Source organism: Rhizobium sp. BT04 (genome assembly GCF_030053135.1).
GTDB classification, from domain to species: Bacteria; Pseudomonadota; Alphaproteobacteria; order Rhizobiales; family Rhizobiaceae; genus Rhizobium; species Rhizobium binxianense.
This window is the reverse complement of sequence record NZ_CP125652.1, coordinates 2,495,001-2,509,889: the sequence shown is the minus strand read 5'-3', so window position 1 is coordinate 2,509,889 and position 14,889 is coordinate 2,495,001. Positions and strand designations below refer to the sequence as shown.

Annotated in this window: 12 protein-coding genes (1 of these 12 cut by a window edge); 10 read left to right on the top strand and 2 right to left on the bottom strand. The window is 62.0% G+C overall.

What is annotated here, in order from left to right; all coding sequences use genetic code 11:
* The first annotated feature begins 35 nt into the window (after nt 1-35).
* From QMO82_RS20695 to QMO82_RS20680, 4 genes are read left to right on the top strand one after another with little or no spacing between them, the layout of a single operon-like run.
* Nucleotides 36-812, top strand: a complete 777-nt coding sequence (locus QMO82_RS20695) for a ComF family protein (RefSeq protein ID WP_183610605.1) — start codon at nt 36-38, stop codon at nt 810-812.
* 31 nt (nt 813-843) lie between these two features.
* Complete coding sequence (gene grxC / locus QMO82_RS20690) at nt 844-1,101, top strand: glutaredoxin 3 (RefSeq protein ID WP_183610606.1); 258 nt, start codon at nt 844-846, stop codon at nt 1,099-1,101.
* A 10-nt stretch (nt 1,102-1,111) separates the two neighbouring features.
* The gene (locus QMO82_RS20685) at nt 1,112-1,969 is read left to right on the top strand and encodes a carbon-nitrogen hydrolase family protein (RefSeq protein WP_183610607.1); all 858 of its coding nucleotides are present in this window, start codon (nt 1,112-1,114) and stop codon (nt 1,967-1,969) included.
* Nucleotides 1,966-2,394, top strand: coding sequence for a DUF1178 family protein (locus QMO82_RS20680; protein ID WP_183610608.1), 429 nt, complete (start codon nt 1,966-1,968; stop codon nt 2,392-2,394). The genes QMO82_RS20685 and QMO82_RS20680 overlap by 4 nt, the downstream gene beginning before the upstream one ends.
* Before the next feature lie 265 nt (nt 2,395-2,659).
* On the opposite strand, the gene ubiG is transcribed toward QMO82_RS20680, so the two are convergent.
* Complete coding sequence (ubiG, locus tag QMO82_RS20675) at nt 2,660-3,406, bottom strand: bifunctional 2-polyprenyl-6-hydroxyphenol methylase/3-demethylubiquinol 3-O-methyltransferase UbiG (protein WP_183610609.1); 747 nt, start codon at nt 3,404-3,406, stop codon at nt 2,660-2,662.
* 295 nt (nt 3,407-3,701) lie between these two features.
* Between ubiG and QMO82_RS20670 the strand changes: the two genes are divergently transcribed.
* The 6 genes from QMO82_RS20670 (at nt 3,702) to clpB (ending at nt 13,220) form a co-directional block, all read left to right on the top strand.
* Nucleotides 3,702-4,976 (top strand): aspartate kinase, encoded by a 1,275-nt coding sequence (locus QMO82_RS20670; RefSeq protein WP_183610610.1) that lies wholly within the window; start codon nt 3,702-3,704, stop codon nt 4,974-4,976.
* A gap of 89 nt (nt 4,977-5,065) precedes the next feature.
* Entirely contained in the window at nt 5,066-7,333 is a 2,268-nt protein-coding gene (gene ptsP / locus QMO82_RS20665; RefSeq protein ID WP_183610611.1) for a phosphoenolpyruvate--protein phosphotransferase, read from the top strand.
* Nucleotides 7,334-7,362: 29 nt separating this feature from the next.
* Nucleotides 7,363-8,442, top strand: coding sequence for a peptide chain release factor 1 (gene prfA / locus QMO82_RS20660; protein ID WP_183610612.1), 1,080 nt, complete (start codon nt 7,363-7,365; stop codon nt 8,440-8,442).
* Nucleotides 8,439-9,299: a peptide chain release factor N(5)-glutamine methyltransferase gene (gene prmC, locus QMO82_RS20655; RefSeq protein ID WP_183610613.1), complete on the top strand. Its 861-nt coding sequence runs from the start codon at nt 8,439-8,441 to the stop codon at nt 9,297-9,299. The genes prfA and prmC overlap by 4 nt, the downstream gene beginning before the upstream one ends.
* A gap of 342 nt (nt 9,300-9,641) precedes the next feature.
* On the top strand, nt 9,642-10,367 hold the full coding sequence (locus QMO82_RS20650) for a DUF4167 domain-containing protein (RefSeq protein ID WP_183610614.1): 726 nt from the start codon (nt 9,642-9,644) through the stop codon (nt 10,365-10,367).
* A 252-nt stretch (nt 10,368-10,619) separates the two neighbouring features.
* Nucleotides 10,620-13,220 (top strand): ATP-dependent chaperone ClpB, encoded by a 2,601-nt coding sequence (gene clpB, locus QMO82_RS20645; protein ID WP_183610615.1) that lies wholly within the window; start codon nt 10,620-10,622, stop codon nt 13,218-13,220.
* A 66-nt stretch (nt 13,221-13,286) separates the two neighbouring features.
* Here clpB and QMO82_RS20640 read toward each other — a convergent pair whose 3' ends face one another.
* Nucleotides 13,287-14,889 carry the 3' portion of a M23 family metallopeptidase gene (locus QMO82_RS20640; protein ID WP_183610616.1) on the bottom strand. 338 nt of this gene lie beyond the right edge of the window, so the window shows 1,603 of its 1,941 coding nt (coding positions 339-1,941); the start codon falls outside the window, past its right edge; it ends in the stop codon at nt 13,287-13,289.

Genomic DNA, 14,889 nt, shown 5'->3' with positions numbered 1-14,889 from the left:
TTTCCTTTTCGAGATTATGCGCTAGCCTCGTTGGCATGGGGCCGATCGATTTCGAAAGTCCGTCAAAGGTCTTGCGGACGCATCTCTTGCGGCCGTTTTCGGCGCTTGCCGATTTCTTTTATCCGCCAGCCTGTTCGGTCTGCGGTATTTCCACAGGCGGCCATCGCGGGCTCTGCGCAAAGTGCTGGTCCGGCATCCGCTTCATCGAACGGCCCTATTGCGAAGTGCTCGGCATTCCCTTCTCGCACGATCTCGGTGCCGGCATCCTCAGCGCCGAGGCGATCGCCCACCCGCCGCCTTTCGACCGGCTGCGGTCGGCTGCGACCCACGACCATGCGGCCCGCGATCTCGTTCATGGGCTGAAATATCGCGATCGCACCGATCTGGCGCCGATGATGGCCGCCTGGATGCTGCGCGCCTCCGACGGGACGGTCGAAAGCTGCGATGCGCTGATCCCGGTGCCGCTGCACCGTACCCGCATGCTGGCGCGCAAGTTCAACCAGGCAGCCGAGCTTGCCCGCCATATGGCAAGGCTTTCGGGCAAGCCGCTGCTTGCAGCCACGCTTATCCGCGTCAAGCGCACGAGCCAGCAGGTCGGCCTCGGCGCGAAGGCGCGCGAAGATAATGTCAGGGGCGCTTTCGCGATTGCCAAGGGTTGCGAAAACGACATTTTCGGCAAGCGCATCGTTCTTGTCGACGACGTCTATACAACAGGGGCGACGGTCGCTGCAGCAAGCCGGACATTGCGCAAGGCGGGGGCGGCCGAGATAACGGTTTTGACCTTTGCAAGGGCTCTGTCCGAGCCTATATGACAGAAATACTCGGCATCGGTCTGGAGAGATCATGGTACCCGTCACCATCTATACACGGCAGTTTTGCGGCTATTGCAGCCGCGCCAAGTCCCTGCTCGAAGAAAAGGGCGTCGAATATGTCGAGCACGACGCCACCTACTCGCCGGATCTTCGCCAGGAGATGATCGGCAAGTCGAACGGGCGCACCACCTTTCCGCAGATCTTCATCGGCGTCGATCATGTCGGCGGTTGCGACGATCTCTTTGCACTCGATCGGGCCGGCAAGCTCGATCCGATGCTGGCGGCCTGAGGACGAACCGATGAGCTTCAAGGCCGCCGCCATCCAGATGTGTTCCGGGGTCGATCCGGTGAAGAATGCCGCCGCCATGGCGCGGCTTGTGCGTGAAGCCGCCGCCGAGGGCGCGACCTATGTGCAGACGCCCGAGATGACCGGCATGCTGCAGCGCGACCGCGCGGCGGCGCGCGCCGTGCTCGCCGACGAGACGCACGACATCATCGTCAAGACCGGCTCCGATCTCGCCGCCGAACTCGGCATTTACATGCATGTCGGCTCGACGGCGATTGCCCTTGCGGACGGCAAGATCGCCAATCGCGGCTTTCTGTTCGGTCCCGATGGCCGAATCCTCAATCGCTACGACAAGATCCATATGTTCGACGTCGATCTCGACAATGGCGAAAGCTGGCGTGAAAGTGCGGCCTACACCGCCGGCTCGGAGGCCCGCGTCCTCTCACTGCCCTTTGCCGAAATGGGCTTTGCGATCTGCTACGACGTGCGTTTTCCCGCGCTCTTCCGCGCCCAAGCGGTTGCCGGCGCCGAGGTGATGACGGTTCCGGCCGCGTTCACCAAGCAGACCGGCGAGGCGCATTGGGAGATCCTGCTCAGGGCCCGCGCCATCGAGAACGGTGTCTTCCTCATTGCCGCCGCGCAGGCTGGCCGGCACGAGGACGGACGCGAGACCTTCGGCCATTCGATGATCATCGACCCCTGGGGCACGGTGCTGGCGTCGGCCGGCGCCACCGGCGAGGCGGTCATCGTCGCCGAGATCGATCCCGGCGCGGTCAAGGCCGCGCATGACAAGATCCCGAACCTGAGGAATGGCCGGGAATTTTCGGTCGAGAGGATTGCGGGGGAAGTCGCAGGAGGCGTTGCCGCTTGATCCGTTATTCCCTCACCTGTGACAATGCCCATGAATTCGAAGGCTGGTTTTCTGAAAGCGCCGATTTCGACCGCCAGGTTGCGACTGGTTTCCTGACCTGCCCGGTCTGCCATTCCGCCGCCGTGTCCAAGCTGCTGATGGCGCCTTCGGTGTCGACGGCGCGGAAAAAGGACGAGAGGCAGACGCTGGCGATGGATGTCATGCGCCAGGAGGCCCTGCAAAAACTGAAAGAGGCCGTTGCGGCCGTCAAGGCCAATTCCGAGGATGTCGGCGCGAAGTTTCCCGAGGAGGCCCGCAAGATCCATTATGGCGAGGCGGACGCCCGCGGCATCATCGGTCAGGCGACGCTCAATGAGGCGCAGGCGCTCGTGGAAGAGGGCATCGAGATCGCCGCCATCCCTGTTCTGCCCGAGGATGTGAACTGAAATGCCTTCCGCGCGTCTGGCCTTCTACAATTTCGGCCTGCACGTTGCACCTGCCGAAGCGAAACGGTTGAAGGCTTCGTTCTGCGCGAGCCCTTGAATTTCGAAGCCGCCGCCCGGCCTGGGGCTTCATCGGCCAGACGGAGCGAAGACGACAATCGATCGCGATCGAGTCAAGGAACTTGCCGCTTGCAACGCGGAAACCCAAAAGGATCTGCTTGCCTGCATTCAAATGCTGAAAGTGTAGTCGGCTTATTGCCGTTGAAAGCTATGCAGGCCGCTTGGCCAGCAGCATATAGTTCACGTCCATATCCTTGGACAGGTTCCACTGGTTCGACAGCGGATTGAAGAAGACCCCTGTACGGTCGGTAATCTCGAGGCCACTTGCCGCCAGCGGCTTTTCCAACTCTTCCGGACGCACCAGCTTTTCATATTGATGGGTACCGCGCGGCAGCCAGCGCAGGATGTTTTCGGCAGCGAAGATGGCAAGGGCTGCCGCCTTCATTGTGCGGTTGATGGTGGCGACGAAGATCAGGCCGCCGGGGCGGACCATTTTCGCGCAGGTCGCCATGAAGAATTCGACGTCGGCGACATGTTCGACCACTTCCATGTTCAAGACGATATCGAAGGTTTCGCCGGCCTCGGCAAGCGCCTCGGCGGTGACAGCGCGATAGTCGACTGAAACGCCGGAGGATTTCGCATGGGTCGAGGCTATGCCGATATTCTTTTCGGAGGGATCGGCACCGACGACAGAGGCGCCCATGCGCGCGACAGGTTCGGACAGGAGGCCGCCGCCGCAACCGATATCGAGGACGCGCAGGCCCTCGAGCGGGCGAGCGCTTTTCGGCTCACGGCTGAAATTCTCGCAGGCCTTGTCTCTTATATAGGCGAGACGGACGGGATTGAACTTGTGCAGCGGCCTGAACTTGCCGGTCGGGCTCCACCATTCCGCCGCCATCGCCGAGAAGCGGTCCACTTCGCCCTGGTCGATCGTGCTTCTGGCGGTTTCCGTCATCGTCCACTCCTTCGTTCGTGACAAGTGAAGTCGGATGATCGGGGGCATAAGTCAAGGGGCGTGGGTATCGGCCACCTGACGAAGGCGCAGACGCCCGGCGATTGCTTTTATCGCGCGCTTGCCTCCCCCCGCCAAACTCGCTAAGAGACGCCGCAACTTGGGGCCTTCAGGGCCTGGGCTTTTAGAGCGGTTCCAAAAAATGGGAATCCGGCTCTTTCGCCAAGCGGTCCGCCCCAGAGCTTTCGTGATGCCGGGTCCGGGTTTCCGTTTCCGGCGCCAGTCGTGGTAGAGGCATATGGCACGTATCGTAATGAAATTCGGCGGCACGTCCGTCGCTGACCTGGACCGCATCAAGAACGTTGCCCGCCATGTGAAACGTGAAGTCGACGCCGGCCACGAGGTGGCGGTGGTGGTCTCGGCCATGTCCGGCAAAACCAATGAGCTGGTCAGCTGGGTGCAGGGCATGCCGAAGGTGATCGGCGCCAATTCTCCGTTTTATGATGCGCGCGAATATGATGCGGTGGTCGCCTCCGGCGAGCAGGTGACCTCGGGGCTGCTGGCGATCGCCTTGCAGGCGATGGATATTAATGCGCGTTCCTGGCAGGGATGGCAGATTCCGATCCAGACCGACAACGCCCATGGCGCGGCGCGCATCCTGGAAATCGACGGCTCCGACATCGTCAAACGCATGGGCGAGGGGCAGGTTGCCGTCATCGCCGGCTTCCAGGGATTGGGTCCTGACAACCGCCTCGCGACGCTCGGGCGCGGCGGGTCGGATACTTCGGCCGTCGCCATCGCGGCGGCTGTCAAAGCGGATCGCTGCGATATCTATACCGATGTCGACGGCGTTTATACGACCGACCCGCGCATCGTGCCGAAGGCGCGCAGGCTGAAGAAGATCGCCTTCGAGGAAATGCTTGAAATGGCCTCGCTCGGCGCCAAGGTGTTGCAGGTGCGCTCGGTCGAGCTTGCCATGGTGCACAAGGTGCGCACCTTCGTGCGCTCGTCATTCGAAGATCCCGATGCTCCGGGCATGGGCGATCTGCTAAACCCGCCCGGAACGCTGATTTGTGACGAGGATGAAATCGTGGAACAGGAAGTAGTCACCGGCATCGCCTATGCCAAGGATGAGGCTCAGATCTCGCTTCGCCGTCTTGCCGACCGGCCGGGCGTTTCCGCGGCGATCTTCGGGCCGCTCGCCGAATCCCATATCAATGTCGACATGATCGTCCAGAATATCTCCGAGGACGGGTCGAAGACCGACATGACCTTCACCGTGCCGTCCGGCGACGTGGAGAAAGCGATCAAGGTGCTCGGCGACCATAAGGAGAAGATCGGCTACGATGTCGTGCAGAACGAATCAGGGCTGGTGAAAGTGTCGGTCATCGGCATCGGCATGCGCAGCCATGCGGGCGTCGCTGCGACCGCGTTTCGTGCACTTGCTGAAAAAGGCATCAACATCAAGGCGATCACCACCTCCGAGATCAAGATTTCCATCCTGATCGACGGTCCTTATGCAGAACTCGCTGTCAGGACTTTGCATTCCTGCTACGGTCTGGATAAGAATTGATTCCCAGCGGCCTGCCTGCCCCTTCAGGTTGAGGAGACGAAGGCAGGCCTGCCGCGACTGAGTGCGTTGTTTCGGGAGCTTGAGACGCCATGAGAGACCTTTCCGGCGGTCCGCGCGTGCTGCTCAGGCGGCTGCGCGAGTTGATGGCAGAGCCGCTGGAGCCGCAGGATCGTCTTGACCGGATCGTCCGCCAGATCGCCGGCAACATGGTGGCGGAGGTTTGCTCCGTCTATGTGCTGCGCGCCGACGGCGTTCTCGAACTCTACGCGACTGAAGGCCTCAACCGAGAGGCCGTGCACCTGGCGCAGCTGAAGATGGGGCAGGGCCTCGTCGGTACGATCGCCGCTTCGGCGCAGCCGCTGAACCTCTCCGACGCGCAGTCGCATCCGGCGTTCCGCTATCTGCCGGAAACGGGCGAAGAAATCTACCATTCCTTCCTCGGCGTGCCGATCCTCAGGACCGGCCGCTCGCTTGGCGTTCTCGTCGTGCAGAACAAGGCGAGCCGCAACTATCGCGACGAGGAGGTGGAAGCGCTCGAAACGACGGCGATGGTGCTTGCCGAGATGATCGCCACCGGCGAGCTCAAGAAGATCACCAAGCCAGGCCTCGAACTCGACCTGACACGATCGGTGACGATCGACGGCGACACCTATAATGACGGCATCGGCCTCGGTTACGTCGTGCTGCACGAGCCGCGCATCGTCGTGACCAACCTGCTGAATGAAGATGCCGAGAAGGAAATCCGGCGGCTGGCCGAAGCCATGGGCTCGCTCCGGATCTCGATCGACGACATGCTGTCGCGTCGCGACGTCTCGATGGAAGGCGAACACCGTGAGGTGCTCGAAACCTATCGCATGTTCGCGCATGACCAGGGCTGGGTGCGCAAGCTCGAGGAGGCGATTCGCAACGGCCTGACGGCGGAAGCGGCGGTCGAAAAGGTGCAGAGCGACACCAAAGCGCGGATGATGCGGTTGACCGACCCCTATCTGCGCGAACGCATGCATGATTTCGAGGATCTGGCGAACCGGCTGCTCAGGCAGTTGACGGGTTATACCGGGCGGACGACCGCCGAAGGTTTCCCCAGCGACGCAATCATCTTGGCGCGCGCCATGGGGGCGGCCGAGCTGCTCGATTATCCCCGCGCCAACGTACGCGGGCTGGTGCTGGAAGAAGGGGCAGTGACAAGCCATGTGGTGATCGTCGCGCGCGCCATGGGCATTCCGGTCATCGGCCAGGCAGCGGGTGTGGTGGCGCTTGCCGAGAACGGCGATGCCGTGATCATCGACGCCGACGAGGGACACGTGCATCTGCGGCCGATGGCCGATCACCGGCGTTCCTACGAGGAAAAGGTGCGCTTCCGCGCCAGGCGGCAGGAGCAGTTCCGGGCGCTGCGCGCCGTCGAGCCGGTGACCCGGGATGGGCAGCGGATCGCGCTGATGATGAATGCGGGGTTGCTGGTCGACCTGCCGCAGCTTTCGGAATCGGGCGCCGAGGGCATCGGCCTCTTTCGCACCGAACTCCAGTTCATGATTGCCTCCACCATGCCGAAGGCGGAGGAGCAGGAGCAGTTCTATCGCAATGTGATCAAACAGGCGGCGGGCCGCGCCGTCACCTTCCGCACGCTCGATATCGGCGGCGACAAGGTCGTGCCGTATTTCCGCGGCCATGAGGAGGAAAATCCCGCACTCGGCTGGCGCGCCATCCGGCTGTCGCTCGACCGGCCGGGATTGTTGCGCACCCAGTTGCGCGCCCTCTTGAAGGCATCGGCGGGCACCGAGCTGAAGCTGATGGTGCCGATGGTGACCGAGGTTTCCGAATTGAGGATGGTGCGCGAGCTGTTGCAGAAGGAAGTGCAGCATCTCTCGCGCTTCGGCCACGGCTTGCCGCGCAAGCTGCAATTCGGAGCAATGCTGGAGGTGCCCGCACTGCTGTGGCAGCTCGACGAGCTGATGGAGGCAGTCGATTTCGTCTCGGTCGGTTCGAACGACCTCTTCCAGTTCGCGATGGCCGTCGATCGCGGCAACGCGCGGGTCTCGGACCGCTTCGATCCACTCGGCAAACCGTTTTTGCGCATCCTGCGCGATATCGTACGCGGGGCGGAGCGGAACAAGACGCCGGTGACGCTCTGCGGCGAACTTGCCAGCAAACCGATCTCGGCGATGGCGCTGCTCGGCATCGGCTTCCGCTCGATCTCGATGTCGCCGGCCTCGATCGGGCCGGTGAAGGCAATGTTGCTCGGGCTCGATGTCGGGGCGCTGAAGACGGCGATGGACGAGGTGCTGGACGATGTCCATGCCATGATGCCGATGCGCGAGGTGCTTGCCCGCTTCGCCGAAAGCCACAATATTCCCCTTTAGACAGAGATTAAGAAGAATCGGAGTGAAGGGTGGCGAAGCTTCCCGTTGAAAAGATGCGCGAGCTGGAACGCCGTTTCGGCGAGATCGAGGCGCGCATGTCGGCAGGTCCTGCCGCCGATGTCTATGTGAAGCTCGCGTCCGAATATTCCGAGCTGCAGCCCGTGGTGACGAAGATCCGCGCCTATGAGAAGGCGATTGCCGAGCTTGCCGATCTCGAAACCCTGCTCGAAGACAAGTCGGTCGACCGCGAGATGCGCGGCCTTGCGGAGCTGGAACTGCCCGAGGTGAAGGGGCAAATCGAGGCGCTCGAGCAGGAGATGCAGATCCTGCTTCTGCCGAAGGACGCGGCAGACGAAAGGAGCGCGATTCTCGAAATCCGCGCCGGCACGGGCGGGTCGGAAGCCGCCCTTTTTGCCGGCGATCTGTTTCGCATGTATGAGCGGTTTGCAGCGGAGAAGGGCTGGAAGGCGGAGGTGCTGTCGGCGAGCGAGGGTGAAGCCGGCGGCTACAAGGAAATCATCGCGACGATCACCGGCAGGGGCGTCTTCGCCAAGCTGAAATTTGAATCCGGCGTGCATCGCGTGCAGCGTGTGCCGGAAACCGAGGCGGGCGGGCGCATCCATACGTCGGCCGCAACGGTGGCCGTGCTGCCGGAGGCCGAGGAGATCGACATCGAGATCCGGCCGGAGGATATCCGTATCGACACGATGCGCTCTTCGGGCGCGGGCGGCCAGCATGTCAATACGACGGACTCGGCGGTGCGCATCACCCACTTGCCGAGCGGCATCGTCGTCACCAGCTCGGAAAAATCACAGCACCAGAACCGCGCCAAGGCGATGCAGGTGCTGCGCTCCAGGCTCTATGATGCCGAGCGGCAGAGGGCCGACAGCGAGCGTTCGGCCGACCGCAAGAGCCAGGTCGGCTCCGGCGACCGCTCTGAACGTATCCGAACCTATAATTTCCCGCAGGGGCGGGTGACCGACCATCGCATCAATCTGACGCTCTATAAACTCGACCGGATGATGGAAGGCGAGATCGAGGAGGTCGTCGATGCGTTGATGGCCGATTACCAGGCAAGCCAGCTGGCGCAGCTCGGCGAGCAACAATGAGCTCGACGGTCGCCGACACGCTTGCCGAAGCGCGCCGCCGCTTCACCGAAGCAGGTATCGTCGATCCGGCGACCGACGCGCGTCTGCTTGTTGCAGGTCTTCTGAAACTGTCGCCGACCGAGCTGTTGACGCGATCGGCGGCGCGGCTTTCTTCCGAGCAGGCCGAGGCGATTTACAAGGCGGTGGAACGGCGGCTCGGCCACGAGCCGGTGCATCGCATTCTCGGGGAGCGGGAATTCTATGGGCTTCCGTTGCGGCTCTCGGAGGAAACGCTGGAACCGCGGCCGGATACGGAAATCCTGGTCGATACGGTGCTTGCCTATCTCAAGGACCTTGCAAAGGCGCAAGACGATCTCCATATTCTTGATATAGGAACCGGGACCGGGGCGATATGCCTTGCGCTTTTGAGCGAGTGTCCGGAGGCGTCAGGTATCGGCAGCGACATATCGGCGGATGCACTTCAGACGGCAAGATCGAATGCAGAAAGAAACGGATTACAGGATCGTTTTGAGGCCATACAATCGAGATGGTTCGAGAGCATCCAGGGTTCCTTTCACGTGATTGTCTCAAATCCGCCCTATATTGCTTCCAATGTCATTCACGATCTCGCTCCCGAAGTGATGAAATTTGATCCGGTTGCGGCTCTGGATGGCGGCCCGGATGGGCTTGACGCCTATAAAGCCATAGCCAAGGATGCGGCAAGGTTCATGAGGCCCGATGGGGTTCTCGGACTGGAAATCGGCTACGATCAGCGAAACGATGTGACGGCGATCTTCGAAGCGAAAGGCTTCAAGTGCCTCAAATCCGTAAAAGATTATGGTCAGAACGACAGGGTGCTCGTGTTCGCGCTCGTGTGACAGGCGATAATTGCTGCATTGAACACGACATTATTGTTATTGCGAAGAAAAGGCTTGGATTTCCCAGGGAAGCGATATAGGTTGCGGTCACGTGTTGGGCAGATAGGAATGAACGAGATTCGTTCGGTACTTGGTTTGCCTCGGGGGTCCGCTCTTTTAAACGAGAGTTTCAACGGTTGAACACGACCCAATGCGTGAATCAGTCAATCTGACTTGAGAACCAAGCGGCAGGTCGGCGCAAAGGCGCAGTATGCTCGCGGCACAAAGGTCCTGACCCGCTTTTCGGTCATGGCGGTTGGTGCCATGTATCCATCACAAACAGAGAATTCAGGTGAACGATCTATGAGGCCAGGACAGCAGAACAAGCGCGGTCGAGGGCGTGGTAACAATAATAACAACGGCGGCGGCGGCGGAAATAACAATAACAACAATTTCAACCGCAAGGGCGGCAATCCGCTGACCCGAACCTATGACAGCTCCGGCCCCGATGTGAAGATTCGCGGCACTGCCCAACATATCGCCGAAAAATACGCGCAGCTCGCCCGCGACGCTCAAAGCTCCGGCGACCGCGTGATTGCCGAGAATTATCTCCAGCACGCCGAACACTACAATCGGATCATTGCCAGCGCCCAGGCGCAGATGCAGGAACGTTTCCAGCGCGACGATCGCGGCGAATACAATGACGCCGCGGACCGCGACGGCGACGACATCGATAACAACGACAATGACGGTGATGATGTCGTCATCGTCCAGCCGCCGCAGAACAGGCAGCATCAGTCGCGGCCGCAGCCCGAGTCCCGGTCCCAGCCGGCTCCCGCTCCCGCGCCGGCGGTGCCCCAGGCCGAGGTCATCGACGGAACCGGCCCGCAACCGGAGATCGAAGGCATTCCGGCCGAAGTCGCCATGGACGAGGAAGGCTCGGGCGGTCAGCCGCGCGAGCGCCAGCCCCGCCGTCGCGCCACCGGCAGCCGTCCCCGTCGCCCGCGCCGCGGCGCAGAAGGCGAAGCAGCTGAAGGCGAGGGTGCCTCTGGCGAGGCGCCTGTACTGGCTGACGCTGCATCGGAATGAGGATTTTGCCTCTCCTTCGGGGGAGAGCGGAAGGTCATGCCATCTTCAGAATTGCCTTGAAAATCCCCGGCCTCGCGTCGGGGATTTTCATTTTTTACGGGCTCTTTAAACTCGTAGCACAGCCTACCATATTCTCCTCGAACTGCTTCGCCCGAATCCCTTACGGGCCAAGCGCGGCCTGCCTTTTCAGGGGGTCGATCTCAATCATCGGTCTGTGCCTCGTCAGGGCAGGGCGATCCATGGAGGTAGAATATGAATATCGAGAAATATTCCGAGCGGGTGCGCGGCTTCATCCAGTCGGCGCAGACCTATGCGCTGGCGCAGGGTCACCAGCAGTTCACGCCCGAACATGTGCTGAAAGTCCTGCTCGACGACGATCAGGGCATGGCGGCGTCGCTGATCGAGCGCGCCGGCGGCGATGCCAAGGCTGCCCGCCTGGCCAATGACGCGGCCCTTGCCAAGCTGCCGAAAATATCAGGCGGCAACGGCAATATCTATCTGGCCCAGCCGCTCGCCAAAGTGCTTTCAACCGCCGAAGAGGCGGCGAAGAAGGCCGGCGACAGCTTCGTCACGGTCGAGCGCCTGCTGCAGGCGCTGGCGATCGAATCCTCGGCCTCGACTTTTTCGACGCTGAAGAATGCAGGCGTGACGGCCCAGGGCCTCAACCAGGTCATCAACGACATCCGCAAGGGGCGGACGGCGGATTCCTCCAATGCCGAACAGGGTTTCGATTCGCTGAAGAAGTTCGCACGCGATCTCACCGCCGAAGCCCGCGAGGGCAAGCTCGACCCGGTGATCGGCCGCGACGACGAAATTCGCCGCACGATCCAGGTGCTGTCGCGCCGCACCAAGAACAATCCCGTTCTGATCGGCGAACCCGGCGTCGGCAAGACGGCGATCGTCGAGGGCCTGGCGCTGCGCATCGTCAACGGTGACGTGCCGGAATCGCTCAAGGACAAGAAACTGATGGCGCTCGATATGGGCGCGCTGATTGCCGGTGCGAAATATCGCGGCGAATTCGAGGAGCGGCTGAAGGCCGTGCTCAACGAGGTCCAGGCAGAAAACGGCGAAATCATCCTGTTCATCGATGAGATGCACACGCTGGTCGGCGCCGGCAAGGCGGATGGGGCGATGGACGCTTCCAACCTGCTGAAACCCGCCCTTGCCCGCGGTGAGCTACATTGCGTCGGTGCGACCACGCTCGACGAATATCGCAAACATGTCGAAAAGGATCCGGCCCTTGCCCGCCGCTTCCAGCCCGTCGTCGTCGACGAACCGACGGTCGAAGACACGATCTCGATCCTGCGCGGCCTGAAGGAAAAATACGAGCAGCATCACAAGGTGCGCATCGCCGATGCGGCGTTGGTGGCGGCTGCAACACTTTCCAACCGCTATATCACCGACCGTTTCCTGCCCGACAAGGCGATCGACCTGATGGACGAGGCGGCGGCGCGGTTGCGCATGCAGGTGGATTCCAAACCGGAAGAGCTCGATGAACTTGACCGTCGCATCATCCAGCTGAAGATCGAGCGCGAGGCGCTGAAGAAGGAAACCGACGTTGCGTCGGCCGACCGGCTGAAGCGGCTGGAGACCGAACTCACCGGTCTCGAAGAAGAGGCCGATGCGCTGACGGCCCGCTGGCAGGCGGAAAAGCAGAAGCTCGGCCTTGCCGCCGATCTCAAGAAGCAGCTGGACGATGCCCGCAACGAACTGGCGATCGCCCAGCGCAAGGGGGAGTTCCAGCGTGCCGGCGAGCTGACCTACGGCGTCATTCCCGATCTCGAAAAGCAGCTCGTCGATGCCGAAAAGCAGGATGGCGAACGCGGCGCGATGGTGCAGGAGGTGGTAAGCCCCGACAATATCGCCCATGTCGTTTCCCGCTGGACCGGCATTCCGGTCGACAGGATGCTGGAGGGCGAACGCGACAAGCTGCTGCGGATGGAAGACGAGCTGGCGAAATCGGTGATCGGCCAGGGTGATGCGGTTCAGGCCGTTTCCCGCGCCGTCCGCCGCGCCCGCGCCGGCCTGCAGGATCCGAACCGGCCGATCGGCTCGTTCATCTTCCTCGGCCCGACCGGCGTCGGCAAGACGGAGCTCACCAAGGCGCTCGCCCGTTTCCTCTTCGACGACGAGACGGCGATGGTGCGCATGGATATGTCGGAATATATGGAGAAACACTCCGTTGCCCGGCTGATCGGCGCACCTCCCGGCTATGTCGGCTATGACGAAGGCGGGGCGCTGACGGAAGCCGTGCGCCGCCGGCCCTATCAGGTCGTGCTGTTCGACGAGATCGAAAAGGCCCATCCCGACGTCTTCAACATCCTGCTGCAGGTGCTGGACGACGGACGCCTGACCGACGGCCAGGGCCGGACGGTGGATTTCCGCAACACGATGATCATCATGACTTCGAACCTCGGCGCCGAATATCTGACGCAGCTGCCGGACGGTGACGACAGCGACACGGTTCGCGAGCAGGTGATGGAGGTCGTGCGCGGGCATTTCCGGCCGGAATTCCTGAACCGCATCGATGAGATCATCCTCTTCCACCGCCTGAAGCGTGGGGAGATGGGCGCAATCGTCGATATCCAGCTGAAGCGGCTGGTGGCGCTCTTGTCCGAACGCAAGATCGTCATCGATCTCGACGAGGAAGCCCGCCACTGGCTGGCGAACAAGGGTTACGATCCGGTCTACGGCGCAAGGCCGCTGAAGCGGGTGATCCAGAAGTTCGTGCAGGATCCGCTGGCCGAGCAGATTCTGTCCGGCCAGGTGCCGGACGGATCGACGGTGAAGGTGACGAGCGGTTCAGACCGGCTGCAGTTCAGGACGCGGCAGACGGTGAACGAGGCGGCGTAAGCCGGTTTGGCCGATGAATGAGAATTGGGAATGGCGGCTTCGGCCGCCATTTTTGTTTGCGGGAGGCTACTTGCTCGCCACCTGATCCGCCGTTTGGTTGTTCAGCAGCGTATCGATGCGCTTGCGCTCGTCCTCGAATTTCGCCAGCGCCTCGCCCTGCAGCGATTTGCCGCCCGGCAGGCGGATGCGCAGCGGATCGACCTTGGTGCCGTTGACGATCAGCTCGTAATGCAGGTGCGGTCCGGTGGACTCGCCCGTCGTTCCGACCCAGCCGATCACCTGGCCCTGGCGGATCTTGGCACCGGGGATGACGCCCTTGGCGATGGCGCTCTGGTGATTGTAGGAGGATTCATAGCCGTTGGCATGGCGGATGATCGTTTGATTGCCGTAGCCGCCGGAATCCCAGCCGGCTTTTTCAACCGTTCCGTTGCCGGCGGCGATGATCGCCGTGCCGCGGGGTGCCGCCCAATCGACGCCGGTGTGCATGCGGGCGAAACCGAGGATCGGGTGACGGCGCATGCCGAAGCCGGATTTGAAGATGCCGTTCGGAACCGGATTGCGCAGCAGGAACTGGCGGATGCTCTTGCCGTTCTCGTCGAAATAATCGACCGTGCCGTCGTCGGGGTCCTGGAAGCGGTAGAAGCGCGTCTGCGTGTCGCCGAAACGGGCATTGACGTAGAGCAGTTCGGAATCCTCGGTTGCCTGGCCGGCGCTATCGGCGACGGAGAAGAAGGCCTCGAGACTGTCGGTCGACCGCAGCTGCGCCTGGAAATCGACATTGCTGGCAAGCAGCTTGATGATCAGCGCCGTCATATCCTTGGTCATGCCGTAGGAAAGGGCGGCGCGATAGATGCCGTCATAGACGCGCGGCAGGTTCTGGCCGGGCGGCGGCGCGAAGGAATTGTCATCGAAGGCGGTGGCGATGGCATCCAGCATCGGCGGCTCGCTTCCGGGCACGTATCTGCCTTTGTCGTCAACAGCAACGGTGACGAGATGGCGGGTGCCGCGATAGACGCTGGCGCGGATGATCTTTGCCTGTTCGCCCTTCTGAATGATACCGATGCGCAACACGTCGCCCTTGTCGAGATCGGTGGAACCCAGTTGCTGCGAGATAAAACCGGCAATGCCATCGGCATATTGCTGCGGATAGCCTGAATCCGTCAGCGCCTTGGCGATCGGCGTGTCGACGCGCACCGGCAGGATGTCGTCGGCGAATTCTTCGGTCTGCGGTGTGATCGATTCCGATGCGGAGACCGTCATGTTCTGTTCGAGCACGCGGGCAGACAGGCCGGCGGTTAGATCGACATCGGCATCCTCATTAGAGAAACGACGGGGATCGACGTAATAGAGGGCTGCAAGCTGCGTGTTGCCATCCGTCAGCACCGAGCCGTTGGAGCGCACATTCTCTTCGACCTCCTCGAGCGACAGGCCGGCCGCCATCTTCATGCTGGTCTTGCCGGTCGGGAAGGGAATTGTCTTCAGGCTGACTTCGGATTCGACATCGGAGCCGTAAAGCGCGCCGGTGCGGCTTTGCGGGGCGGGCTGCGGCTCATCGGCGGAAAAGATCGCCAGGGGATCGAAGTCCGGATAGTCCTCGGTCGCCACATGGTTGGCGGCCAGCGTCATCTTCACATGCGCGAAGGGCTGGCGGCGTACGACTTCCTTCTCG

Excerpts from the sequence above, each read along its gene's own strand:
- QMO82_RS20695 (WP_183610605.1), top strand. The coding sequence starts at position 36 with ATGGGGCCGATCGATTTCGAAAGTCCGTCAAAGGTCTTGCGGACGCAT.
- grxC (WP_183610606.1), top strand. The coding sequence starts at position 844 with ATGGTACCCGTCACCATCTATACACGGCAGTTTTGCGGCTATTGCAGC.
- QMO82_RS20685 (WP_183610607.1), top strand. The coding sequence starts at position 1,112 with ATGAGCTTCAAGGCCGCCGCCATCCAGATGTGTTCCGGGGTCGATCCG.
- ubiG (WP_183610609.1), bottom strand. The coding sequence starts at position 3,406 with ATGACGGAAACCGCCAGAAGCACGATCGACCAGGGCGAAGTGGACCGC.
- QMO82_RS20670 (WP_183610610.1), top strand. The coding sequence starts at position 3,702 with ATGGCACGTATCGTAATGAAATTCGGCGGCACGTCCGTCGCTGACCTG.
- ptsP (WP_183610611.1), top strand. The coding sequence starts at position 5,066 with ATGAGAGACCTTTCCGGCGGTCCGCGCGTGCTGCTCAGGCGGCTGCGC.
- prmC (WP_183610613.1), top strand. The coding sequence starts at position 8,439 with ATGAGCTCGACGGTCGCCGACACGCTTGCCGAAGCGCGCCGCCGCTTC.
- QMO82_RS20650 (WP_183610614.1), top strand. The coding sequence starts at position 9,642 with ATGAGGCCAGGACAGCAGAACAAGCGCGGTCGAGGGCGTGGTAACAAT.
- clpB (WP_183610615.1), top strand. The coding sequence starts at position 10,620 with ATGAATATCGAGAAATATTCCGAGCGGGTGCGCGGCTTCATCCAGTCG.